Genomic DNA, 23,170 nt, shown 5'->3' on the forward strand with positions numbered 1-23,170 from the left:
TTCCGGTCACTGATCCCGGTAGCGGATGAGCACGTCGAACAGGGGGGCATGTGGCATGCCGGGGCGTAGCTCGGCGGCCTTGGCCCAGCCCCACTTCAGGTAGGCGCGGTACGCCCGCTCGTTCTCCGGGTGGACGAGGAGGGTGGCACGCGGCTCGGGGCGGGCGGAAAGGAGTTCGTCGTGGAGGGCACGAGCAAGGCCGCGACCTGTCCATGGCCGCCGGACCATGATTTCGGACAGAGCGAATGTCCTGCGCCCGTCTTCTTGGGTGAAGCCGGGCTCCGGCTCGGACTGCAGCCCGCGCCACCATGCGGCTCCGGCACGCTCGTCCAGCGGCCATCCCCACGTCTGCCCCACCGGTTCGCCGTCGATATGGGCAACGACAAGGTCGAACCCGGATTTCGCGGCGTAGAGGTCGAAGCGCCGCATGGCCTCGGCCTCTTCGTTGAAAGGGTCCCCCTCGGCGATATGGTCCGCGTAGGCGTCACGGTAGATCAAGGCCACCTGGTCGCGTATCCGCCTGGCGGCTGCGGCGTCATAACGGCGAAAGGTCGGCTCGGTCATGCCCGGCTCCTAGGGTCAGGCGCCGAAAAGGATCGGGCCGCGCGGTCGAAGCGCACGCAGAATTCTTCGGCGGCGGCCTGTTCGGCTGTGGCTCGAATCGGACGCAGTTCGTTGAGTGTGCGCCGCGGAACGGGGCCGCCTTGAGCGAGGATGGACATTGCCTCGGTGACCGCCTGCGCCTTGTCTCCGCATTGCAGCAGCGCACTGGAAAGGTGCGCACGGTATTGGGTCCGGGCGCGAAGAGAGCGCCGGGTGTCGTTCACGACATCGGAGTAAAGGTCGATGGCCCGCGACGGGGAGCCGAGTCGCACATAGCCCATCGCCTCGTACCCGTTGATCTCCGATTCGGTGACGAACCTGGTCCACTCCAGGTCGTCGGAAGGGCCGCTCCGCTGAAGTTCGTCACGGGCCTGGGCGAGGCTTCGCCGGAAGGAGACCTCATCGCCAAGACGGACATGCGCCAGGGCCTGCCGTAGCCGGATGAGCGTCTGCAAGCGCGGAGATCTTTCGTAGCGGGCGAGGTGGGCGGCTCGGTCGGCGAAGCGCAGCGCCTCGCGCGCCATTCCGGTACTGCCGTGCGTCCTGGCCAGGTATGAGCTTTGCTGGGCCAGCTTCAGGTAGACATGGGCCGAGGTCTGGGCGTCATCGGCGCTGCCTGCCAGCAGGGCGGCTTCGCCGTACAGCATTCGGGCGGCCTGCTGATTCCCGTTCTCGTAGGCCAGCCAGCCGGATAGATTGCCGAGGTCAGCGGTGACCATGAGCAATTGACGCCCGACCTTGTCGGTGTAGTCGCTTTCGTCAAGCATCCGCCGCGCACGCGAGAACAGCCGTAGGGCCTGCGGCAGCGCCGCATGACCACCAGGCTTCTCATCCTGCCCCCGCAAACTCGCCAGGCAGGCGTGCAGGTACCTGATATGCGCCGCGCCGGCACGGTTGGGAACCTGTACCAGGTCCAGGCCACCGGCCGTCACCAAGCCGAGCAGCGAACCGGTGAAGCTGCGCCGATCCACCCCTGCCAATTCTTCATCCGCCTCGAAAGTAGGGGATTCTCCACTGAACGGGGACAATCCCAGAGTGCCACTTTCAGGGCCGAGCACAAGGGGCAGGAGCGCCTTACGGGGGATGTCGCAGGCGTCCGCGAACCGCAGCAGTTCGCGGATGTCGTAAAGGGTGTCCCGCTCGCCGTTTTCGATCAGGCTGATGGCGCTCTGCGAGATGCCGACGATATTTCCGAGGTCAAGCTGGCTCAGTCCGGTCGCGGCCCGCAGGATGGTGACGAACGTGCCCAGCTCCCGATCGGCGAGCGCCCGACGCATCGGGGCCGAGTCCCATAGCCACTCAGGAGCATTTACGGTCGCCGGCTTCAAGGCACTGGTGCAGGACGCACATAGCGGGTCATTGTTGTATCGGCTCAGCCGCGTCGCTTTGCATGATGGACACAGCCGCTCATTCCGGGGCATCGGTCCTCTTTCGCGTGCGTGTTACTCACAGAACGCTGTCCCGCGCCATGGTAACGCCATATCGTGATCATATTACGACTCTGCGTAATCGAGCCCGGCCCACCGCCGATGACAACATCACGTCGCCGCCTTCCCCGCACCCGGGCACGCTATCGCTACGCATCCGACACGGACGATCACCGATAGTGAGCCGGAAGGTGCAAGCCTCATGCAAAGCAGCGCGTTCATGCTCGGTACCCACGTGGTCCGCCCGACGTCCCCCACCGAGAGGACCGCGCACCGGCTGAAGGCCACGCTTTCCGCCTTACATGCGATCCAAGCGGACATGGTCAATACTCAAGATCAGGTCCGGCTGTCGCTCTGCCCCGGCCTGGTCGCCATCGTCCAGGACGACGGAATCTGGTGGCACAGCCCCCGCACGCTGCACCCCGGCATCCCGCTCTACGTCCACCGCTGCACCGTGACCGGCGCCGCCGAAGCCCTGGCCTGCGACTACGCCCTGCTGAACCCGGACGCCGAGGAGTCCCCCGATGTGGCCGTTCCCTGACGGGTTCCTCCTCGGCTGCACCGTGCGCCCGCTGCTGGCGGTGTGGGAGGTCCAGACCGGTGGGCGGGGTGCGGGCGGGGTGAGCGACTGCCCGGCCGCCGCCGAGGACGCGATGTTCGAGGTGCTGGACGCCTGCCCGTCCGGGCGGGGGCGGGTCCGGTACGCGCGGCTGTCGTGGGTCGGCGTCGGGTATGTGTACGGGCCGACCCGGCTGACCGCGCACCGCCAGGACGGCGTGACCGTCACGGTGTCCGGCGACGCGTGGGAGGCCTCTTCGTGAGCGGGCACGGCGGCGTGGTGCGGAAAAGGGCGTCGCCGTGCCGTACGGCGGCGGGCGGGTACGAGGTCGGCTCCCCGCCCGCCGCCACCACCTGAGACGCGCGGCGGCCGTTCTGTACCTTCCCTGGGCCGTACCGCGCTCTGCGGGCCAAAAATGGCTGTTTTTGCAGGTCAGCCAGCATACGCGAGCACGTTGTTCGCATTTGCGCGCCCCTTCTTCGCCGGTCAAAAGTAGAGCCCATGAGAACCCTGATGACCGGCGCGACCGGAAATGTGGGCCGGCTCGTAGTGGACCGCCTCGTCCGCGCCGGGGTCACCGTGCGAGCCCTCACCAGAGACCCCGCCCGCGCCCGTTTCGCCCAGGACGTCGAGGTGGTCGCAGGCGACCTCGCCCACCCCGAGAGCCTGGTCCCGGCGTTGAAGGGGGTGGACAGGATGTACCTCTTCCCGCACGCCGCGACCGCGCCCCAGGTGGTGGCGCTGGCCAGGGACGCCGGGGTACGCCGCATCGTCGTACTGTCCTCCGGCGCGGTCACCACCGGCTACGACACCGATTTCCACCTGCCCGTGGAGCGCGCGGTGGAGTCCTCCGGGCTGGAGTGGACGCATGTGCGGCCGGGTGAGTTCATGTTGAACAAGTTGTGGCTGTGGGGCCCGTCCATCCGGGCCGAACGCGTCGTACGCGAGCCGCTGCCCGACGCGGCCTGGTACCCCGTGCACGAACAGGACATCGCCGACGTGGCCGCAGCCGCGCTGATCGAGGACGGCCACCACGGCACGGCCTACACCCTCAACGGCCCTGAGCTGATCACCAGGCGCGCCCAGGTGGCGGCCATCGCCGCCGCGATCGGGGCCGAGATCCGCCTGGAGGTGGTCACCCCCGCGCAGGCCCGGGAGCTGTACCTGGCCCAGGGCGGTTTCGCGGCCGAGAACGCCGACTTCCTGACCGGCTTCCGGGACTACTCGGGCGCGGAGGCCGACCCCTCGGTGAAGGAGGAGTTCGATCTCGCCATGCTGGGGCCGATGTCCACGGCCGAGGAGGTGACGGGCAGACCGGCACGTACGTTCGCCGAATGGGCGCACGACCACGCCCGCGACTTCTCGGCCTTGTAGGGTCTGACGATGCGGCTCGACCTGATCACGATCGTCGTGGACGACTATGACTCTGCCATCGGGTTCTTCACCGCCGTTCTGGGGTTCGACCTGGTCGAGGACTCTCCCGCGACGACCAACGACGGCCGCCCGAAGCGCTGGGTCGTCGTACGTCCACCGGGCGCTCAGACCGGCATCCTGCTCGCCCAAGCGGACGGCCCGCGCCAGGCCGCCATCGTCGGCGACCAGGTCGCGGGCCGGGTCGGGTTCTTTCTGCGGGTCGAGGACTTCGATGCCGCCTACGAACGCATGATCGCGGCGGGCGTCGAGTTCGTCAGGCCGCCTCGCGCGGAGCCCTATGGGCGGGTCGCGGTGTTCCTCGACATCGCGGGCAACCGCTGGGACCTGCTCGGCTGACTCGGTTGAGCCATCAGGTGGGTTCGGCGGAGGGCGAGACCGGGAGGTAGATGCGGCCCCCTGCGGCATTGAATTCGGCGGCCTTCTCGCGCAGCCCCTCGGCCAGGCCCTGCTCGTCGTCCAGGCCGCGCCCGGCGGCGTACGCCCGTACGTCCCGCGTGATCTTCATGGAGCAGAAGTGCGGGCCGCACATCGAGCAGAAGTGCGCGGTCTTGGCGGGCGCGGCGGGCAGCGTCGCGTCGTGGAACGCCCGCGCGGTGTCCGGGTCGAGGGAGAGGTTGAACTGGTCCTCCCACCGGAAGTCGAACCGCGCGTCGGACAGCGCGTCGTCCCACGCCTGCGCGCCCGGATGCCCTTTGGCCAGGTCGGCCGCGTGCGCGGCGATCTTGTACGCGATCACGCCCGCCTTGACGTCATCGCGGTCCGGGAGCCCCAGGTGCTCCTTGGGCGTGACGTAGCAGAGCATCGCGGTACCGTACCAGCCGATCATCGCCGCGCCGATCGCCGAGGTGATGTGGTCGTACCCCGGCGCGATGTCGGTGGTCAGCGGCCCGAGCGTGTAGAACGGCGCGTCGTCGCACCACTCCCGTTGCAGATCGACGTTCTCCTTGATCTTGTGCATCGGGATGTGGCCGGGGCCCTCGTTCATCACCTGGTTGTCGTACTCGGCGGCGATTCGGGTGAGTTCGCCCTGCGTACGCAGTTCGGCGAACTGGGCCTCGTCGTTGGCGTCCGAGATCGACCCGGGCCGCAACCCGTCGCCCAGCGACCAGGTCACGTCGTAAGCGGCGAAGATCTCACACAGCTCCCGGAAGTGGGTGTACAGGAAGTTCTCCCGGTGATGGGCCAGGCACCAGGCCGCCATGATCGATCCGCCGCGCGACACGATCCCGGTGCGGCGCCGGGCGGTCAGCGGCACGTACTCCAGCAGTACGCCCGCGTGCACCGTCATGTAGTCCACGCCCTGCTCGGCCTGCTCGATCACCGTGTCGCGGAAGACCTCCCAGGTCAGGGCGGCCGGGTCGCCGCCGACCTTCTCCACGGCCTGGTAGAGCGGCACCGTTCCGACCGGTACGGGGGAATTGCGCAGGATCCACTCGCGTGTGGTGTGAATGTCCCGGCCGGTGGACAAATCCATGACGGTGTCGGCGCCCCAGCGGATCGCCCAGGTCATCTTGGCCACCTCGTCCTCGATCGAGGACGCCACCGCCGAGTTGCCGATGTTGGCGTTCACCTTGACCAGGAAGTTCCGGCCGATGATCATGGGTTCGAGTTCGGGATGGTTGACGTTGGCGGGCAGCACCGCCCGTCCCGCCGCCAGCTCGGCCCTGATCACCTCCGGCTCGACCCCTTCGCGGAGCGCGACGAACTCCATTTCCGGGGTGATCTCACCGCGCCGCGCGTAGGCGCGCTGTGTCACCGCCCTCGCCCCGCTCGCCCGGCGGGGCGACCGCTCGGGGAACGCGGCGGCGTTCCGCAGAGGGTCGCTTGAGCGCCGCCCGTCGTCCTCGGGGTGTGCGGTGCGGCCGGTGTACGGGGTGGTGTCGCCGCGTTCGGCGATCCAGGGCGTACGCAGTGCGGGCAGGCCGCGTCGCACGTCGGTGTGGTGGGCGGGGTCGGTGTACGGCCCGGAGGTGTCGTAGAGCACCACGGCCCCGCCATCACTGAGCGGCACCTCCCGCATCGGCACCCGCAGGTCGGCCCGCTTTCCGTGGAGGTACGTCTTGCGGGCGCGTGTCATCGCAGTGTCGGTCATGACGACTCGATCTCTCCCTACGCCGGCATTACCCGGTCAGGTTCCAGCGGTCAGCAGCCGTCTCAGCCACAATCTCAGCCCGGTTCACCGGGCCCCCGCGATCTGTCGTGCCCAACCCTAACCCAGCCCGCCCTCTTGCCACAGCCCCCGATCTCCTACAACGGCGGGGGCAGAGGGAGGGACGGGGGCGAGGGTAGGGACGGGGCAGGGGCGGCGCGTACTTCGTGCGGGGCTTTCAGTTCCCAGGCTTGGACTCGACACGGAATCCGCCACCTGGCACGAGGCGGCAGGGCGCGACCTGCCCTATGGCCAGCCGGGCGCGATCATAGCTGTAGCGGACCTTCGGGCCTGCGAAGTAGCCCACCTCATAGACCAGCGTCCGGCCGGATTCGATGCGCTCAGGGTGGAGCCGCATGAATCCACTCGCGCCGTCTCGGGGGGGCTCGGAGATCACCAGATACGGATCATGGGGCGCATAGCGGGCCCGGGGCTCGGTGCAGTGCATCCCGGCCGGAACGAAGTCCACCACTGCGTTCACCCCGAGAGTCCGTAGTTTCTGCTCCAGCCCATCGGCGTCGGTGAACTCTCTGATATAGATCTTGATAGAGCCGTCCGCATCGCGCTCTACGGCATTCGCGAGAGGCCCCCCGGAACTGTTGATCATCGGCAGCCCTACGGCCATGGCGACGGCTGCGGCGCCCACGCTCAGCGCCGTCACCAGCCTGCGGCGGCGACCGGGACGCACAGGGCCGCCTGCCGGAGGAGGCGTGCTGATGATCCTCTCCAAGGTCGCGGACCGCACGTGTGAATCGGCCACGACGTTCCCGGCCGGGTCGTACCTTCCGACCATGGTCCTGAGCTGCTCAAGATCGCTGTTCACGTGAGCCCTTCCAGATAGCGATGGGTCGCGCCGGCCTGATCATCGTCTGCGAGAAGCCGCCGGAGCCGTTTTCGAGCGCGATGGAGACGCATTCGGGCCGCCGCCCACGAGCAGCCGACCACCTTTGCCGCCTGGTGCAGATCCAGGCCCTCCCATGCCAGGAGAAGCACGAGTTCACGATCGTCCTCGCCCAGATCGTCAAGGGCTGCCAGCGCGGCATGGCGGGCGGCCACGGCAGCCGCGTGGTCGCCCTCGCCAGCACACCGGAGAAGCCCTTCCCCCAGAGCGGTGACCAGGCTGTCGCGCCGTTTACTGCTCCTGGCGTAGTTCAAGATCACATGGCGGGCGGTGGTGTAGAGCCACGGTAAGGGCTGGGCTCGAGAGAACTGGTCGTACTTCTCCCAGGCGATACGAAATGTTTCGGCGGCAACGTCCGATGCGTCGGCGGCACCGACTCGCCGCCATGCGTATCGGAGCACCGCCTCGTAATACTCCTCGAACAGGCCGGTGAAGCCGGTCTGGTCGTTCAAACTCCGCCTCCTATCAAGGTCGGCAGTACGAGGTCGTGCCGCCTACTTGATAGGTGTCGCGACGAGGCCGGTTGTCACCCGGGGCGTCTCAATTTCGGCTTGAGTTCCTCCGGAGGCCACGACTCGCAGGTGCCGCCATATGCCATTGTCCGTTGGCATCGGATGAGGTCCGCCCAGATCAGGGGGCTGATGGTCGGCGGAAGTGCCATCCGTTCGCTTGCCACTCGATCGAGCCCCCACGCGGCCAACCCCGCTACCGGCTCACGGGCTGTCGTGTCCCCCGCGCGCACGCGTCGGACAACGACACGATCATGAACTACCCCGGCTTCCCGGCTGCAGGGCGCGCAGGCCACGGCCCAACGGCAGCCGCTTGGCGACGTCCAGCCGTACCTTGCTGTGGGACCTGGACGACTGCGAGAACAGCGGGGTCAGTACGCGGCGGTCGGCTCGGCCTACTCCGGATCGGCGAGGACGTCCTGCAGCATCAGCGTGTGGATGTCCACGAACGCGGCCTGCAGTGCGGCCTGCAGGATGCGCAGGCACGACACGTTTCTTTCCGGCACACCATGTACGGCCGCACCGGCCCCGGCCGCCTACGCAAATGTGCCATGCCGGCCGATCAGAGCAGTCAAGCCACGGAAAATCGCGCCAGAGCCAAACTTCAGAGAGCATGCGGCCCTAGATCATCACGAAGGTACCGCCCGAGACCACCCCGCCCGCGCGTACGGGGAGCTCCGCAGACCACTACGCGAACTCAAGCGACACCGCGCGGTGGCCACTCACTACGGCAGGCTCGCTGTCCGCTACGAGGCCACCGTGCAGATCGCCGCCATCAATGGCTGGTCACAACCCCCTGCGAGGGCACGGCCTAGGCGAGCTTGAGAAGCAGTTCGCTCAGTTCGACCGGCATGGTGATCATGCAGTCGTGGCCGGTCGGCAGCTCCCAGACCTGGGCGGCGGTGCCGTTGGGTTGGATCGGGGGGACGGGGCGATGGGTGATGCCCGCCGGCATGGCGCCGACATTGTGGATGTGCGTGCGCGGGATCGCGTTCACGGCTGGGTTATCCAGCCGTACCGGCTGCTGCAGGCACCGCACCGGCTGGTCTGAGAGCATCCCGCGCAGCCAGGCGACGTCTGCCGGATCTGTGACGCCGAACAGGCCGAAGGGCGCGGGCTGCTCGGGCATCGGCGGCACGCGCCAGCCGCTCTCGGACTTCTCGGCGAGCTCGATCAGTTGCCGTGCCACGGGTTGGACGTCGACCGCGGTCTCGCCGTCCTCCGGGACCATCGCGTCGAGGTAGACCAGGTGCGCGATGCGTTCCGGAATCCGGTTGGCCGCGGAGGAGATCACCAGCCCCGCGTAGCTGTGGCCGACGAGTACGACGTCGCTGAGGTTCTCCTCGGTGATCAGCCCGGCCACGTCGTCGACGTGCGTATCGAGCCCCACCTCCGGACCGGCTAGGTGCACCTTGTCGCCATAGCCGGTCAGCGACGGCGCGAACGCCCGGTGCCCGGCACCTTCCAGCAGCGGCACCACCCGCTCCCAGCACCGTCCGCTGTGCCAAGCACCGTGTACCAGCAGAAATGTGGACATGAGTGAATCGATCTTCCTTCGCAGAAGCAGAGGAGCACGGCCACGCGCATGCCGCCGGTTCGCGGCTCTGGCGGTTACCATTCGTGCCCCGGTACTGTTTGAGTACCAAGAGCATGCTGGTGCACGCGCCGCGCCGCAGGCAATAAGGCACTTTTCGATGCCCCGGTTCTCTGGAGGTAACCATGGACGTGGCACACGGCGATCCGCGGCCGGCGGCGGGGCCCAGCGACGCGTGCCGGACCCGCGTGGTGCTCGGCATCGTCGGGGACAAGTGGTCGCTGCTGGTCGTGCGCAACCTCAGGAACGGACCGCGCCGTTTCACCGAGCTCAAAAAGGCCATTGACGGCATCAGCCAGCGCATGCTCACCGTGACGCTGCGCAGCCTGGAGCGTGACGGAATCCTGACACGCACCGTCCACAACGTGATGCCCCCGCATGTCAGCTACGAGCTCACCGAAATGGGCATCACCCTGCGCGAGGCCACCGCGCCCCTGCTCGAATGGAGCATCGCACACCTCGCCCGGATCGACGATGCCCGCGCCACCTACGACGCCCGCACGGACACACCAGTGGCCTCGTAGCGGACGGCGAGTCGATCCCACCCGACAATCCCACTTTGAAGACCCGATTTAAGGCGGCCCTGACGGATGCGCGGACCACCCCCGCGCGTGCGGGGAGCACTCTCGGTGGTGGGCATAGGGTCGGTCACGGATCGGCCCCCCGCGCGTGCGGGGGCACTCCCCCTTGAGAACCCGGTAGACCATGCGGTCAGGACCACCCCTGCGCGTACGGGGAGCACCTGTTCCACGTCCGCCTGGATGAGGTCAACCGGGGACCACCCCCGCGCGTGCGGGGAGCACCTGCCATCTCCCGGCGGCGCCGTCGTCAACTGGGGACCACCCCCGCGCGTGCGGGGAGCACCGACCGTTTCCACCAAGGGCCACGGCATGCGAGGACCACCCCCGCGCGTGCGGGGAGCACCGAAAGCGTCGCGGCATCCCGGCCGCGTGCAAAGGACCACCCCCGCGCGTGCGGGGAGCACCGAAAGCGTCGCGGCATCCCGGCCGCGTGCAAAGGACCACCCCCGCGCGTGCGGGGAGCACCGAAAGCGTCGCGGCATCCCGGCCGCGTGCAAAGGACCACCCCCGCGCGTGCGGGGAGCACCGAAAGCGTCGCGGCATCCCGGCCGCGTGCAAAGGACCACCCCCGCGCGTGCGGGGAGCACCGAAAGCGTCGCGGCATCCCGGCCGCGTGCAAAGGACCACCCCCGCGCGTGCGGGGAGCACCCTTTCTGACCTGCGGGTCTTCCTGGCGCAGGCGGCGATTTCCTTTAGTTCGAAAACGCTCACTCACCGGCTGGCCTCTGAGCATCGTGATTCGGCAGGGACGATCTTCTCTCCGGGCTGTGGGGATGTAGCCAGAGACACAGAAACGATATCTCGGAAGGATGTATGAGCTGGGTGGCTTGCCGGGCGGCTGATGGTTCGTGGTCATTTGGTCATTGAGGCCGGTGGGGTGGACGACTGAGGGGTCCGGTCATGGTCGGGCGGAGCCCGGCCTTGGGAAAGCAGGCCGAGCGTCAGCGAGGTCCGATGCGCGCGAAGCGCGACCCCCGGGACCACACCGCACGCGCGAAGCGCGACCCCCGGGACCACACCGCACGCGCGAAGCGCGACCCCCGGGACCACACCGCACGCGCGAAGCGCGACCCCCTCGGGCGGAGCCCGGTTCTGAAGAACAGGCCGAGCGAAGCGAGGTCGATTGCGCGCGGAGCGCGGTCCCTTTGGGCGGAGCCCGGCCCTTGCGCGCGGAGCGCGACCCCCCGGGTGGAGCCCGGCCTCTGCGCGCGGAGCGCGGACCTGGAAAACAGGCCGAGCGAAGCGAGGTCGATTGTGCGCAGTAACGCGCGCTTTGAGGCGGCGCGCGGTAGCGCGGCGGCGGGAAAGTACAGGCCGAGCGGAGCGAGGTCCAAGGGGGCGCGGAACCCGACTCCTGCGCGAAGCGCGGACCTGTTGGGCGAAGCCTCTGCGACGCGCGAAGCGTGACCCCTTGGGCGGAGCCCGGCCCTCCCGCGCGGAGTGCGGTCCCCTTTGGGCGGAGCCCGGCCCTTGCGCGCGGAGCGCGGCACCTTCGGGCGGAGCCCGGATCCTCGCGTGGAGCGCGACCCCTTGGGCGAAGCCCGGCGCTCTCGCACGGAGTGCGGTCCCTTCGGGCGGAGCCCGGCCCTTGCGCGCGGAGCGCGGCCCTACGGGCGGAGCCCGGGTTCTCGGGCGGAGGGCGGTGGGACGCCATCGACGGCGGTCCGGGGCCTGCTTTTGGCTGGTGCTGGGACGGCGGGGTAGCACGACACGCGCGAAACGCCGGGCGCAAGAGCCCCTGCTGAAGACGGTGGGCGGCGTGTACCGGGCTCTGCCGTACAAGCCTTAACCCCGGCCGGACGGGGCTCGGCCGCGGCTGGACGGGGCTCGGCCTGGCACGAACCTTTCGCTGCGGCTGTGGGAGGGTCCGGCGCTTTGGGGGTGGGCTGTGCGGTAAGGCAGCGGGTTGGAACGACCTATGCCGCATATCCCACCAGAACGGTGCGGCTCGGCGAAGGGATCGGCCGATGGGGACGACAGAGCGGCGGCGGCGTGGCATGATTCGTTCAGCCAGCCAGCAGGAATGGTTTTCATAACCGTATCGGAATCGGGGTGTGACCAGGCGTGCGTGTTGCATTCGTCGGCAAGGGCGGTAGCGGCAAGACGACCATGTCAGCGTTGTTCACGAGGTACATCGCGGCCCGTGGCGCGCCCGTGGTCGCGATCGACGCGGACATCAACCAGCACCTCGGCATGGTGCTCGGCGTGGAGCAGACGCCCACGCCCATGGGCGCCCACCTCGCGGAGATCAAGGAGTACCTGCGCGGCGACAACCCGCGCATCAGTTCCGCCGAGGCGATGGTGAAGACCACGCCGCCCGGCCGGGGCTCCCGGTTGCTCAAGATCTCCGAGGCGACCGACCCGATTCACCAGCGCTTCTCGGTCACCACCCCCGAGGGGCCCGGCCTGATGGTGACCGGCCCCTTCGACGAGGACGACCTCGGCGTGGCCTGCTACCACTCCAAGACCGGGGCCGTCGAGATGTACCTCAACCACCTCGTGGACGGCCCCGGCGAATACGTCGTCGTGGACATGACGGCCGGGGCCGAGTCGTTCGCGTCGGGGATGTTCACCCGGTTCGACATGACGTTCCTGGTGGCCGAGCCGACCCGTCAGGGCGTCGGCGTCTACCGGCAGTACCGCGACTACTCGGCCGAGTTCGACGTGCCGATCGCGGTCGTCGGCAACAAGGTCCAGGGCCCGGAGGACGTCGAGTTCCTGAAGGGGCACGTCGGCGATGACCTGCTGGTGTGGTTCGAGCACAGCAGGGCCGTGCGGGCGCTGGAGCAGGGCCGGCCGTTCGGGCTGGACGACCTGGAGCCCGCCAACAGCGCCGCGCTCGCCGTGCTCCTGAGCCACCTCGACGCCCAGCAGAAGGACTGGGAGAAGTTCGGCAGGCAGGCCGTGGAGTTCCACCTGCGCAACGCGGCGGCCTGGGCCAACCGGGCCGTGGGCGAGGACCTGAGCGCGCAGGTCGATCCGGCGTTCGCGTTCGGGCCGCCGAAGCCGCAGGCCCAGCCGGTGCCACCACCCTCCGCGAGCACGGACACCAAACCGCCGGTACACGCGAGTGTCGCCCCGTAGCCACCTAGAGCAGACAAATCCCCCCATCTAGCGTCGAAAACAAGTCCCTTCCGGAAGGAGACCCAGCATGTCGCTGACCGTTCCCAACGATCTTCTCGACCAGGCGGTTGCCGGAGAGATCGACGACGCGGCGTTCGTCGGCTGCGTCCGCGACTCGCTCCCCTACGCATGGTCCCTGATCAGCGGGCTGGTCGAGGAGCGCGACCGTTCCGGCGCCGCGTTCGCCGACAACCAGACGCCCCCGCCCGACGAGGCGGCCCGTGGCCAGTTGCTGCGCTGCCTGGCCAGCGACGCCATGCGCGGGGCCCTGGAGCGCCACTTCGGGGTACGGCTGGCCTTCCAGAACTGCCACCGTGTCGCCGTGTTCGACCCGACCGCCACCGAGGCCCTGCGCGACTTCGTCACCCCGAGGGCCCAGATCCTCAACCAGAAGCCCGAGCTGGTGGACTGCTAGCGGCCCGCACGTACCCGAGGTAGCACCTCGGCTCCAAGGCGGGTGATGTTCTGGAGGGTGCGGGCGGGTCCGCCCGCACCCTCCACCATGTAGATCAGATGCCGCAGGCCGGTACGCCGGAGCGTGGTGAGCGTGGTCTCGACGCAGTGATCCGGTGAGCCGACCGGATGGATGCGGCACAACCTGTCGACATAAGCCGAAATATCCTGCTCCCGCTTTGGCCGCCCGTCCACCGTCACATAACCCGCCAGCCCGGGCCCCAGCCACGACGGCATCACGTCGGCCAGCTCCTTCCGGGCCTCCTCCGTCGTGTCGGCCACATGCCCGACCACCGCCGCCACATGATCGGCACAAGCCGACGCCTTCGCATAGCCGGCGAGCATCGCGGCCTTCTCGGCATCGTCCATGTGCATGCCGAGCAGCATCGGCAGCCCGCGCTCGGCCGCGAGCGCCAGGGTCGCGCCCGACGTACACGCGACCACCGGACGCAGGTCCGCGCACCCCGGCGGCACCATCGGCACCTCGCGAAACCGGAAGAACTCCCCGTCGGCCGCCACCTTCGCAGACCCCAGGGCCGCGCACAGCAGGTCCAGCGACTCGGGGAACCCCCGCTCGAAGCGTTCGATCCCGGTGCCGAACACCTCCAGGTCCATCCACGGCCCGCCGCGTCCCACCCCCAGCACGAACCGCCCGCCCGACGCGTGGTGCAGCACCGCCGCCTGCTCGGCCAGCGCCACCGGGTGCTGGGTGGACAGCACGCTCACCGCCGTGCCCACCCGGATCCGGGACGTACGCCCGAGCGCCACCCCCGCCAGCGTGACCGCCGACGGGCACACCCCGTACGACATGAAATGGTGCTCGGCGATCCACGCGTCATCGAACCCGGCCGCCTCGGCGGCGACGATCGCCTCGACGGTGTCGGCCAGCACGTCTCCCGCCGCCGCCCCCGGAAACTGGGCGGCCGCCAGAAAAACCCCGGCACGGAAGTCGTTCATAGGCGATCACATGGCGAACAGGTCGAGTTGGCCTTCTGAAACGGCAGGGTCGCGGTGCTTCTTCAGGTGCCGCCAGCGCGGCAGGTCGTCGAGGTAGGACCAGGAGAGCCGGTGGTGCGGAGTGGGCCCCAGCTCGGCCAGGGCCGCCTGGTGCGCCGGTGACGGATAACCCGCGTTGTCGGCGAAACCGTACTCCGGAAATCCCAGCTCCGCCATATACCCATCGCGGCGAACCTTGGCCAGTACCGAGGCCGCCGCCACCGAGATCGACGCCTGATCGCCCTTGACCTCGCAGCGGACCGGCCACGGGGAGCCGATGTAGTCGTGCTTGCCGTCCAGGATCACCACGTCGGGACGGTTCGGCAGCGCGTCGAGCGCCCGCCTGGCGGCCCGCCGCAGCGCCTCGGTCATGCCGAGTTCGTCGATCTCGGCGGCGCTCGCCTCGCCGTGGCCGATGCCCGCCGCCCACGCCTGGACCTCGGCCGCGACGGCCGTACGCCGGGCGGCGGTGAGCAGCTTGGAGTCGGTGAGGCCGCCCGGCGGGTCGGACAGATCGGTCACCACCGCGCACACCGACACCGGACCGGCCCACGCTCCCCTGCCGACCTCGTCGATCCCGGCGACCAGCCGGGTCCGCCCGCCCAGCAGTGTCCGCTCGATGGCGTAGGAAGGTCTCACGTCGCGAAACGCTACCGCGCGCACACCGACGAAAGAGCGCTAACGAGCGGCCAGCCGCAGCGGTTCGAGGTCGGCCGCGAGGACCCGGGCCGCGACGTGCATCGCCCGCAGCGTCACCGACACCGAAGGCCGGTTGACGCTGGAGGCGCGCGCGATGGCCAGCACCTCCCGCCCCGGCGGGTCGCCCGGGAACTCCCGCACCACGATGCCGCGCACCCCCGAGGCCAGTGCCAGCGCGGGCACCGCCGCGATCCCGATGCCCTTGGCGACGAGCCCGAGGATCGTCCCCAGCCCCTCGAACTCCCACGGCACCGGCAGCGCGCCGCCCACGTCGGCCAGCAGCCGATCGACGGCCAGCCGGGACGGTTCGCCGTCGGGGGTGGCCATCCACGGCTCGTCGCGCAGCTCGGCGAGAACGACCGGCCGGTCCGGGTCGGCCATCGGGTGCTTGCGCGGCACCACCAGGACCAGCGGGTCGCGCAGCAGCGGGAACGCCCGGAGCTGGTCGGGCGAGCGTTCGCGGGCCCGGCCGTACCAGTCGTCCACCAGGGCGATGTCCACTTCGCCGGACTCGACCTCGCGCATGCCCCGCCCGGAACGGGCCTGCCGCATCCGCAGCGTCAGGGCGGCGTGCCTGCGCAGCGAGCGGGCCAGGGCGGGGGCGAAGGCGACCGCGGCGGTGGGGAACGCCGTGATCAGTACGCGCCCGGAGGGGGTCGCGGCGTGCGCGGACAGGTCGGATTCGGCGGCCTCGACCATGGACAGGATGCGTTCGGCGTGCTCGACCAGCCGCCGCCCGGCGTCGGTCAGCTCGGCGCTGCGCGCGGTGCGGTCGATCAGCGCGGTGCCGGCCTCGCGTTCCAGCGCCGCGAGCTGCTGGGACACCGCCGACGGGCTGTAGCCGAGCGACGCCGCCGCGCCCGCGATGCTGCCACGCCGGGCGAACTCGCAGATCAGCATTAATCTTCGAAAATCAAGCATCGGCCTTCCTTACGCCTACCCTCGAAAAGGCTCGCTTGTTCTTACGCCTATGTCCAGCCACGCTGGAAAGGTGTCGGTTAAAGACCTTGGAGGCACCCCTTGAACGTCACGTTGTCCGCGACCTTGGCGGCGAACGAAGACATCGACCGAAGACGGCGTGCCGGGGAGCGGGTCATCCACCTCGCATTCGGCGAGGCCGGTCTGCCCGTTCACCCGGCCCTCCGGCGGCGGCTGATCGCGGCGTCCGAGCGCAACGGCTACGGCCCCGTGGCCGGCGCGCCCGACCTGCGCGTGGCGGCGGCCGGATATTGGGAGCGCCGCGGCCTGGCCACCGATCCCGACCTGGTGATCTGCGGCCCCGGGAGCAAGCCGCTGCTGTACGGCCTGCAACTGGCGATCGGCGGTGACATCGTCCTGCCGATGCCGAGCTGGGTCAGCTACGCCGCCCAGGCCGACCTCGCCGGGGCCCGGTCGCTGCTGGTGCCCACGCCTCCCGGCGAGGGCGGCGCGCCCGACCCCGACCTGGTCCGCTCCGCCGTACTGCACGCGCGGGGGCAGGGCCGCGAGGTCAGTTCGCTGCTCGTGACCCTGCCGGACAACCCGACCGGCACGCTCGCCCGCCCGCAGACCATCCGCCGCCTGGTGGAGCTGGCCCGCGAACTGGACCTCGTCATCATCTCCGACGAGATCTACCGCGATCTCGTCCACGACCCGGCCGCCGACTACCTGAGCCCGGCCGACATCGCCCCCGAGCGCACGGTGATCACCACCGGGCTGAGCAAGAGCCTGGCGCTCGGCGGCTGGCGGATCGGCGTGGCCAGGCTTCCCGACGCGGGCTACGCGCTGCGCGAGCGGATGCTCGCGGTGGCCAGCGAGATCTGGTCCAGCCCGGCGGCGCCGGTCCAGCAGGCCGCCGCGTACGCGTTCACCGAGCCCGACGAGCTGGTCGAACGGGTGGCCGACAGCCGGTCGCTGCACGGCGCGGTGCTGCGCGCGGTGTGGTCGCGCTTCGCCGAGGCGGGCGCGAAGGTCGCCGAGCCGCAGGGCGGCTTCTACTGCTACCCCGACCTGACCCACCTGCGCGACCGGCTGGGCGTGTCCACGGTCCAGGACTTCTGCGCGCTGCTGCTCGACCGGCACGGCATCGGCGTGCTGCCCGGCCACGCCTTCGGCGACGACCCGGGCGCGCTGCGGGTCCGGGTGGCCACCAGCCTGCTGTACGGCGAGACCACCGAGCAGCGGCTGGCCGCGCTGCGCTCCCCCGACCCGGTTTCGCTGCCGTGGATCGCCGCCGCGCTCGACCATCTGAGCGAGGGTCTGCGCGACCTGTCCACGGCGCCGCGGCAGCAGGCGTCCCGCGCCCGGGTCCTCGTCCCGGCCGCCGCCGCCGCGAGCTGACCGCACACGCGAAAAGCCCCGCCCGGACGGGCGGGGCTCCTCGACGTCTGAGGGTTATCTGAGGGTTACAGGTCCTCGTCGGCCTCGAAGATGTAGTCCCAGCGGCCGCAGTACTTCTTCTTCTCCTGCTCGGAGTGCCAGTAGCAGACGCGCACCTGCACGTTCTCCACGTCACGGGCGGAGTAGTGGAAGCTCCGGTAGCCGGACGATCCGCACTTCTGGGCCCAGCGGGTCCACTCGTCGCCGTCCTCGTTCTCGAACTTGATCTGCGCGTACCCGCAGAGGTACCAGGGCGAGTTCTTGTCGTAGAGCCTGCCGGACACGCGGACCCGGCCGTCCTCGTCCGCCCACACGTCGCCGCGGGCCTTGGCTCGCGAGCCGTCGTACCACTTGGAGTAGTTGTAGCCCCAGGAATCCTCGAAGTCGGCGGCGATCGTGGTCGTCGCGGACGTGGTGGCGGAGGCGGCCGAGGCGGAGGCCGGCAGCGCGATCGCCAGCGCGGTGGCGGTGACGGCGGCCAGGCCGAGCAGCTTGCGGGTGGTGTGGCGCATTGTTGTGCTCCTGTGCTGAGGACGAGTACCGTGCCCCGTTTCCGGGGCGATGGGTCATTGGTAACCCCGCCCGCCTGCACCGCGCTTACATGGCGTTGACGCTCGCCTGCAACGCGCTATCGCCGGGTTGACGGCGGCTTGCAAGCCCGCCCGCTAAGGTGAGCGGGCAAGAGCAGCAGCGAGGGCCAACGAAAAGGGGCCCGCACCACCATGCGGGCCCCGTCGAATATGTCGGGCACGTACGAGAACATGGCCGCCCCCGTGTCGGGGCCATGGTCTCCGCGCGTGAACACAGCGTCGCCCGGCCCGCTCAACAGCAGATCAACAGCGGATCAACGGCGAGTGACAGCCGTACCACGGCGCCCGAGCGCCTTTGGGGCGGCGACGCAAGGTTCTATCATTTGGGCCGTAAAACTTCCCATTAGCGGCGGGGACGTGCGAAATGGCTGTTCAAGGCACAGAAGCCGGGCTGCGCTTCGCCGTACTGGGTCCGGTGCGGGCATGGCGGGACGATGACGAGCTGGACCTGGGCACTCCGCTCCAGCGTTCCATCCTGGCGATGCTGCTGCTCAGAGAGGGTCGGGCGGTCACTCCGACGGAGATGATCGACGCGGTCTGGGGCCAGGACGCGCCGCCCCGGGCGCTCGGCGCGCTGCGGACGTACGTCTCGCGGCTGCGCGCCGTACTGGAGCCGGACCGCTCCCCGCGCAGCCGCCCCGAGCTGCTCACCTCGGTCGGCAAGGGCTACGCGCTGCGGCTGCCCGAGGGCACACTGGACCTCACCGTCTTCGAGCGGCACATCGCCCAGGCCGACACCGCGCGGCGGGCCGGGCGCGTGGAGGAGGCCGCCGTGCTGCTGCGCGGGGCGCTCGCGCTGTCCGGCGGGGAGCCGCTGGCCGGAGCCGTCGGCCCGTACGCCGAGCACCAGCGCGAACGGCTGGCCGAGCGCCGGATGATCGCCATCGAGGCGCTGATGGACCTGGACCTCCAGCTCGGCCGGCACGACCAGGTGGTCTCCGAGCTGATCGTGCTCACCGCCGACCACCCGTTGCGCGAACGGCTGCGCGCCCAGCTCATGCTGGCCTACTACCGCTGCGGGCGGCAGGCCGACGCGCTCGCGGTGTTCACCGAGACCCGCCAGGCGCTGATCGAGGAGCTGGGCGTGGACCCCGGCCCCGAGCTGGCCGCCCTGCACCAGCGCATCCTGGCCGCCGACCCGACGCTGGCCGTACCGGACGAGCCGCAGGCCGCCGTACGGCCAGAACAGCCCCCGGCCGGCGACCCGGACCACCCGGAGGCCGAAGAGGAGGAGCTGCCCCGCCCGGCCCAGCTTCCCGCCGCGGTCAGCGACTTCACCGGCCGCCGCGAGGTGGTGGCCCGGCTGCGCGCCCTGCTCGCCGAGGCCGCGCGCGACGACCGGCAGGAGGGCGGGGTGGCGGTCGCGGCGATCTGCGGCATCGGCGGCGTCGGCAAGACCGCGCTGGCCGTGCATGTGGCGCACGCCGCGGGCGATCTGTTCCCCGATGGACAGCTTTATGTGGACATGCGCGGCCACGGTACCGAGCAGACCACGCCGCACTCGGCGCTGGCCGCGTTCCTGCGCGCGCTCGGCATGCCGCCCGACATCATCCCCGAGCGCACCGCCGAACGCTCCGCGTTGTACCGCTCGCTGCTGGCCGAGCGGCGGATGCTGGTGCTGCTGGACAACGCGCACAGCACCGAGCAGGTCAGCCCGCTGCTGCCGGGCGCGCCCGGCTGCGCCGCGATCGTGACCAGCCGCGCCAAGCTCGCCGACCTGCCCGCCGCCCGGCTGATCGACCTGGACGTACTGGAGCCGACCGAGGCGCTGTCGCTGTTCGGCGCGGTCGCCGGGACCGAACGCGTGGCCGCCGAGCGGGCCCCGGCGATGGACGTGGTGGCCGCCTGCGGGTTCCTGCCGCTGGCGGTGCGGATCGTGGCGGCCCGGCTGTCCGCCCGCCCGTCCTGGACGGTGGCCTCGCTGGTGCCCCGGCTGGCCGACGAACGCCGCAGGCTGGACGAGCTGAAGGTCGGCACGCTGGCCGTGGACGCGACCTTCGCGCTCGGCTACAACCAGCTCGATCCCGCCCAGGCCCGGGCGTTTCGCCTGTTGTCCCTGCCCACCGGCCCGGACATCTCCTCCTCGGCCGCCGCCGCGCTGCTGGACCGCGCCCCCGTCGAGGCCGAGGACCTGCTGGAGTCGCTGGTGGACGCCAGCCTGCTGGAGGCCCCGGCACCCGGCCGCTACCGCTTCCACGACCTGCTGCGGCTGTTCGCCCGCCGCGAGGCGGAGGACTCCGAGCACCCCGAGGCCCGCGAGCAGGCCCTGGCCCGGCTGCTGGACTTCTACCTGGCCACCGCCAAGGAGGCGCACCGGCTGGGGTACGAGGGCAGCCGGGTGTCCGACGGGTTCGCGGTGTCCGGCAGCGGGCGGGCGTTCGGCACGGCCGACGAGGCCGTGGCGTGGCTGACGGTGGAGGCCGACGCGCTGTTCGCGGTGATCGCGCAGGCCGCCGACACGCCCGGCCGGTCGATTCTGCCCGCCGCCGACCTGCTGCTGGCGATCGAGCCGCTGCTGGAGTCCGGTACGCACGGCCGGGAGCTGGAACGGCACGCCCGCCAGGTGATCGCCGCGGCCGGACGCGGCGGCGACCGCAACAGCGAGGTGCGCGCCCGGTACATCCTGGGACGGGTGCTTTTCGGCATGGACCGGCTGCGCGACGCCGAGGAGCAGTTCGCCACCGCGCTGGAGCTGGCGAAGGCGAGCGGGGAGCGGATCGTGCTCGGCGAGACGCTGAACGCGCTGGCCGTCGTGGCCGGCCGGCAGCGCCGCCACCACGAGGCGCTGGCGCACTTCGACGCGGCCATGCAGGTCTACCGGGACATGGACGCCCCCGCGGGCGAGGCGCTGGTGCTCAGCTACTCGGTACGCGACCACCTCGGACTCGGCCGCGCCGACGACGCCATCGCCGCCGCCGAACGCGGGCTGGCGATCTTCACCGAGATGGGCAGCGGGGCGGGCACCGCGCGGGCCCGCTACCACCTGGGGATCGTGCTGTCCAAGGTCGGGCGGCTGAACGAGGCGGTGCACCATCACGCCGAGTGCCTCGCCTTCTTCCGGGCCAGTAACCAGCACGTGTGGGAGCAGCGGGTCTGCTGCCGGCTGGCGGAGACGTTCATCGCGGCGGGCCGGTTCGCCGACGCGGTACGGCACGCCGAGCAGGCCCTGACGGTGAGCCGCCAGATCGGCCACCCGTACGGCGAGGCGCTGTCACTGGCCGTCCTCGGCCGGGCCCTCGCCGAACTCGGCGACGCCGGCCGCAGCCGGGAGTGCCTGCGCCGGGCCTACGACATCTTCGCCCGGCTCGGCGCCCCCGAGGCCGGTGACCTGCGCACCCTGCTCGAACGCGCCCAGGTCGGCACCTGAGCCGGTCGTACCGGTGAGCGCGTAGTCCAGCCCGGCGAACAGGTCGTCGTCGAGACGTGTCATCCGCACATGGTTGATCACGTTTGCCGTCCTCGTCTGCCAGGCAAGGGAAGAAAGCGGCCCGACCGGCCACCTGCCGCCGCATGTCGCTAGGGGGCCCGGATTACCGGATGCGACGTACGACGGTCAGCCGCCTCACTCTGGCGACCGGCCGGACCTGAGCACGTCCCTCGAACCCCCCAAGGTCCGTGCCCATGGCGAAAAGGCTCCCCACCGGGAGTCAACGTCCGATCAACGGTGGATGAAACGGCGGGTCAGAGGGTGAGGAAGCCCTCCGCGAGCAACGTACGGACCGGCTCGGGAACGCCGTCCGCGGGCTCGGTGCCGGTGAGTTCGGCGATGGCCGCGAGCAGCGGCCCGAGCGGCAGGTCACCGTCGCACACCCCGGCCAGCGCCGCCTCGGCCGTGCCCACCTGGGCGGTACGGCGCAGCCCGCGCGTCTGCCTGAGCAGGATACGCGCCGGGTGCTCGGCCCCCGGCGGGCCCACCCGCTCCTCCACGACGCCGTCGGCGAGCCGGAGCCGGGCGGCCAGAAGGTCGGCGTCGCCCGCCCGGTGCGCGACGGCGATCGAGGCCAGTACGTCGTCGACGTAGCCGCCGACCGGGAGTTCCACCCGCTGGGTCAGCTCCTCGACGCGGACCACGGGGTCGTCCGCGGCCGAGGCGTGCAGGGTGATCCAGCCGAACCCGATGCCGGTGGCGTTCAGCGCAGCCAGGCGGTCCAGCCAGGCGTCATAGCGCTGCCGGTAGCCCGCGCCGCCGTGCTCGGCGGAGTCGCGCAGCCACAGTTCGACGTACTCGGCCACGTCCTGGACGTCGCGCTGGACGGCCCAGCCGTCGCAGCCGGTCCCGGCCAGCCAGCCGCCGACGCGGTCCCGCCAGTCCTCGCCCTTGACGTGCAGCCAGTTGGCCAGCAGGTGGCAGCGTCCGCCGGGGGCGAGGTGGCGCGGGGCCCGGCGGACCAGGTCGCGGCAGAAGGAGTCGGCGCCCTCGCCGTGGGAGTCGGAGCGGTAGACCAGCCCGTCGTCCGGGGCGATCACGAACGGCGGGTTGGACACCACCAGGTCGAACCGCTCGCCCGCGACCGGCTCGAACATCGGGCCCTGCCGGGCCTCGACGCCCTCGGTGATGCCGGACAGCCGCCAGCTCAGCCGGGCCAGCGCGAGCGCGCGCGGGTTGACGTCGGTCGCGACGATCTGATCGGTACGCCCGGCCAGGTGCAGCACCTGGACGCCGCAGCCGGTGCCGAGGTCCAGCGCGCGCCCGGCGGGGCGGGTGGAGACGAGCTGGGCGAGGTTCGCCGACGCGCCGCCCGCGCCGACGACGTGATCGGGCCGCAGCGGCGGATCGCCCGGACGTACCTTGCGGTCCGACACGACGTGGCCGCCGGTCTCCCACGGTTGCAGATGTACGGCGGCGCGGACGCCGTCCGGGTCGGCGGTCAGCAGCCCTGCCGCTCCCAGCTCGGTCCACAGCCCGCCCGCGGCGGGCAGGACTGCCTCCGGAACGGGCACGCCCAGCCACCACAGCCGGATCAGCGCGGCCAGCGGGTCGGTGTCGCGGGTGGCCCGCAGCGCCGGGACGACCTCCTCGCGGGCGAGCGCGGCGGCGGCGGTGTCGCCGAGCCGGGCCCGTACGCCGTCGAGGGTGTAGCCCGATTCGGTCAGCAGCTCACGCAGCCTGACGATCTGGTCATCGGTCATGTTCACCGGCATTCACCCTCATTCCCTACCAGTTCTACACACCATCCCGTTACTGACCTGCAAG

Annotated in this window: 20 protein-coding genes, 1 CRISPR repeat array and 1 riboswitch; of the genes, 9 read left to right on the forward strand and 11 right to left on the reverse strand. The window is 70.6% G+C overall.

Annotated elements, in window-relative coordinates; genetic code table 11:
* Positions 1-6 precede the first annotated feature (6 nt).
* Together DP939_RS33750 and DP939_RS33755 are read right to left on the reverse strand one after the other, a co-directional pair.
* Positions 7-564: a GNAT family N-acetyltransferase gene (locus DP939_RS33750; RefSeq protein WP_113984904.1), complete on the reverse strand. Its 558-nt coding sequence runs from the start codon at positions 562-564 to the stop codon at positions 7-9.
* Complete coding sequence (locus DP939_RS33755) at positions 561-1,880, reverse strand: helix-turn-helix domain-containing protein (RefSeq protein WP_158578843.1); 1,320 nt, start codon at positions 1,878-1,880, stop codon at positions 561-563. Before DP939_RS33755 ends, DP939_RS33750 begins: the two co-directional genes overlap by 4 nt.
* A gap of 352 nt (positions 1,881-2,232) precedes the next feature.
* Between DP939_RS33755 and DP939_RS33760 the strand changes: the two genes are divergently transcribed.
* The 4 genes from DP939_RS33760 (at position 2,233) to DP939_RS33775 (ending at position 4,359) form a co-directional block, all read left to right on the forward strand.
* Positions 2,233-2,571 (forward strand): hypothetical protein, encoded by a 339-nt coding sequence (locus DP939_RS33760; protein ID WP_113984906.1) that lies wholly within the window; start codon positions 2,233-2,235, stop codon positions 2,569-2,571.
* On the forward strand, positions 2,555-2,851 hold the full coding sequence (locus DP939_RS33765; RefSeq protein WP_113984907.1) for a hypothetical protein: 297 nt from the start codon (positions 2,555-2,557) through the stop codon (positions 2,849-2,851). The genes DP939_RS33760 and DP939_RS33765 overlap by 17 nt, the downstream gene beginning before the upstream one ends.
* A gap of 239 nt (positions 2,852-3,090) precedes the next feature.
* A complete protein-coding gene (locus tag DP939_RS33770) occupies positions 3,091-3,963 on the forward strand; it encodes an SDR family oxidoreductase (RefSeq protein WP_113984908.1) in 873 nt (290 codons plus the stop codon).
* Between the two features lie 9 nt (positions 3,964-3,972).
* The gene (locus DP939_RS33775; protein WP_113984909.1) at positions 3,973-4,359 is read left to right on the forward strand and encodes a VOC family protein; all 387 of its coding nucleotides are present in this window, start codon (positions 3,973-3,975) and stop codon (positions 4,357-4,359) included.
* Between the two features lie 13 nt (positions 4,360-4,372).
* On the opposite strand, the gene thiC is transcribed toward DP939_RS33775, so the two are convergent.
* The 4 genes from thiC to DP939_RS33805 form a co-directional block, all read right to left on the reverse strand.
* Positions 4,373-6,115: a phosphomethylpyrimidine synthase ThiC gene (gene thiC / locus DP939_RS33780; RefSeq protein WP_113984910.1), complete on the reverse strand. Its 1,743-nt coding sequence runs from the start codon at positions 6,113-6,115 to the stop codon at positions 4,373-4,375.
* A riboswitch (TPP riboswitch) is annotated at positions 6,111-6,224 on the reverse strand. (Overlaps the previous gene by 5 nt.)
* Positions 6,225-6,350: 126 nt before the next feature.
* A complete protein-coding gene (locus tag DP939_RS33785) occupies positions 6,351-6,995 on the reverse strand; it encodes a hypothetical protein (RefSeq protein ID WP_113984911.1) in 645 nt (214 codons plus the stop codon).
* Positions 6,992-7,525, reverse strand: coding sequence for an RNA polymerase sigma factor (locus tag DP939_RS33790; RefSeq protein ID WP_113984912.1), 534 nt, complete (start codon positions 7,523-7,525; stop codon positions 6,992-6,994). The genes DP939_RS33785 and DP939_RS33790 overlap by 4 nt, the downstream gene beginning before the upstream one ends.
* 868 nt (positions 7,526-8,393) lie before the next feature.
* On the reverse strand, positions 8,394-9,119 hold the full coding sequence (locus tag DP939_RS33805; RefSeq protein WP_113984915.1) for an alpha/beta hydrolase: 726 nt from the start codon (positions 9,117-9,119) through the stop codon (positions 8,394-8,396).
* A gap of 182 nt (positions 9,120-9,301) precedes the next feature.
* Here DP939_RS33805 and DP939_RS33810 point away from each other — a divergent pair, with 182 nt between their 5' ends.
* From DP939_RS33810 to DP939_RS33820, 3 genes are all read left to right on the forward strand, one after another.
* Complete coding sequence (locus tag DP939_RS33810; RefSeq protein WP_113984916.1) at positions 9,302-9,700, forward strand: winged helix-turn-helix transcriptional regulator; 399 nt, start codon at positions 9,302-9,304, stop codon at positions 9,698-9,700.
* Between the two features lie 190 nt (positions 9,701-9,890).
* A CRISPR array of direct repeats spans positions 9,891-10,408; the repeat unit is 31 nt; unit sequence GGACCACCCCCGCGCGTGCGGGGAGCACCGA.
* A gap of 1,413 nt (positions 10,409-11,821) precedes the next feature.
* A complete protein-coding gene (locus DP939_RS33815; protein WP_113984917.1) occupies positions 11,822-12,841 on the forward strand; it encodes an ATP-binding protein in 1,020 nt (339 codons plus the stop codon).
* A gap of 67 nt (positions 12,842-12,908) precedes the next feature.
* Positions 12,909-13,295: an SCO5389 family protein gene (locus tag DP939_RS33820; protein ID WP_111166997.1), complete on the forward strand. Its 387-nt coding sequence runs from the start codon at positions 12,909-12,911 to the stop codon at positions 13,293-13,295.
* On the opposite strand, the gene DP939_RS33825 is transcribed toward DP939_RS33820, so the two are convergent.
* From DP939_RS33825 to DP939_RS33835, 3 genes are read right to left on the reverse strand one after another with little or no spacing between them, the layout of a single operon-like run.
* Complete coding sequence (locus DP939_RS33825) at positions 13,292-14,290, reverse strand: LLM class flavin-dependent oxidoreductase (RefSeq protein WP_113984918.1); 999 nt, start codon at positions 14,288-14,290, stop codon at positions 13,292-13,294. The genes DP939_RS33820 and DP939_RS33825 overlap by 4 nt on opposite strands.
* A 6-nt stretch (positions 14,291-14,296) precedes the next feature.
* Positions 14,297-14,968: a ribonuclease HII gene (locus DP939_RS33830; RefSeq protein ID WP_113984919.1), complete on the reverse strand. Its 672-nt coding sequence runs from the start codon at positions 14,966-14,968 to the stop codon at positions 14,297-14,299.
* 39 nt (positions 14,969-15,007) lie between these two features.
* Positions 15,008-15,949: a LysR family transcriptional regulator gene (locus DP939_RS33835; protein WP_113984920.1), complete on the reverse strand. Its 942-nt coding sequence runs from the start codon at positions 15,947-15,949 to the stop codon at positions 15,008-15,010.
* A gap of 99 nt (positions 15,950-16,048) precedes the next feature.
* Between DP939_RS33835 and DP939_RS33840 the strand changes: the two genes are divergently transcribed.
* Positions 16,049-17,347 carry a pyridoxal phosphate-dependent aminotransferase gene (locus DP939_RS33840; RefSeq protein WP_113984921.1) on the forward strand — a complete coding sequence of 433 codons (1,299 nt, stop codon included), beginning with the start codon at positions 16,049-16,051 and terminating at the stop codon, positions 17,345-17,347.
* 65 nt (positions 17,348-17,412) lie between these two features.
* On the opposite strand, the gene DP939_RS33845 is transcribed toward DP939_RS33840, so the two are convergent.
* Complete coding sequence (locus DP939_RS33845) at positions 17,413-17,898, reverse strand: hypothetical protein (protein ID WP_113984922.1); 486 nt, start codon at positions 17,896-17,898, stop codon at positions 17,413-17,415.
* A 442-nt stretch (positions 17,899-18,340) separates the two neighbouring features.
* Between DP939_RS33845 and DP939_RS33850 the strand changes: the two genes are divergently transcribed.
* The gene (locus DP939_RS33850; RefSeq protein ID WP_113984923.1) at positions 18,341-21,343 is read left to right on the forward strand and encodes an AfsR/SARP family transcriptional regulator; all 3,003 of its coding nucleotides are present in this window, start codon (positions 18,341-18,343) and stop codon (positions 21,341-21,343) included.
* A 314-nt stretch (positions 21,344-21,657) separates the two neighbouring features.
* On the opposite strand, the gene DP939_RS33855 is transcribed toward DP939_RS33850, so the two are convergent.
* Positions 21,658-23,106 (reverse strand): DUF7059 domain-containing protein, encoded by a 1,449-nt coding sequence (locus tag DP939_RS33855; RefSeq protein WP_225878677.1) that lies wholly within the window; start codon positions 23,104-23,106, stop codon positions 21,658-21,660.
* Positions 23,107-23,170 lie beyond the last annotated feature (64 nt).

The organism is Spongiactinospora rosea (assembly GCF_003315795.1).
In the GTDB taxonomy this organism is placed as follows: domain Bacteria; phylum Actinomycetota; class Actinomycetes; order Streptosporangiales; family Streptosporangiaceae; genus Spongiactinospora; species Spongiactinospora rosea.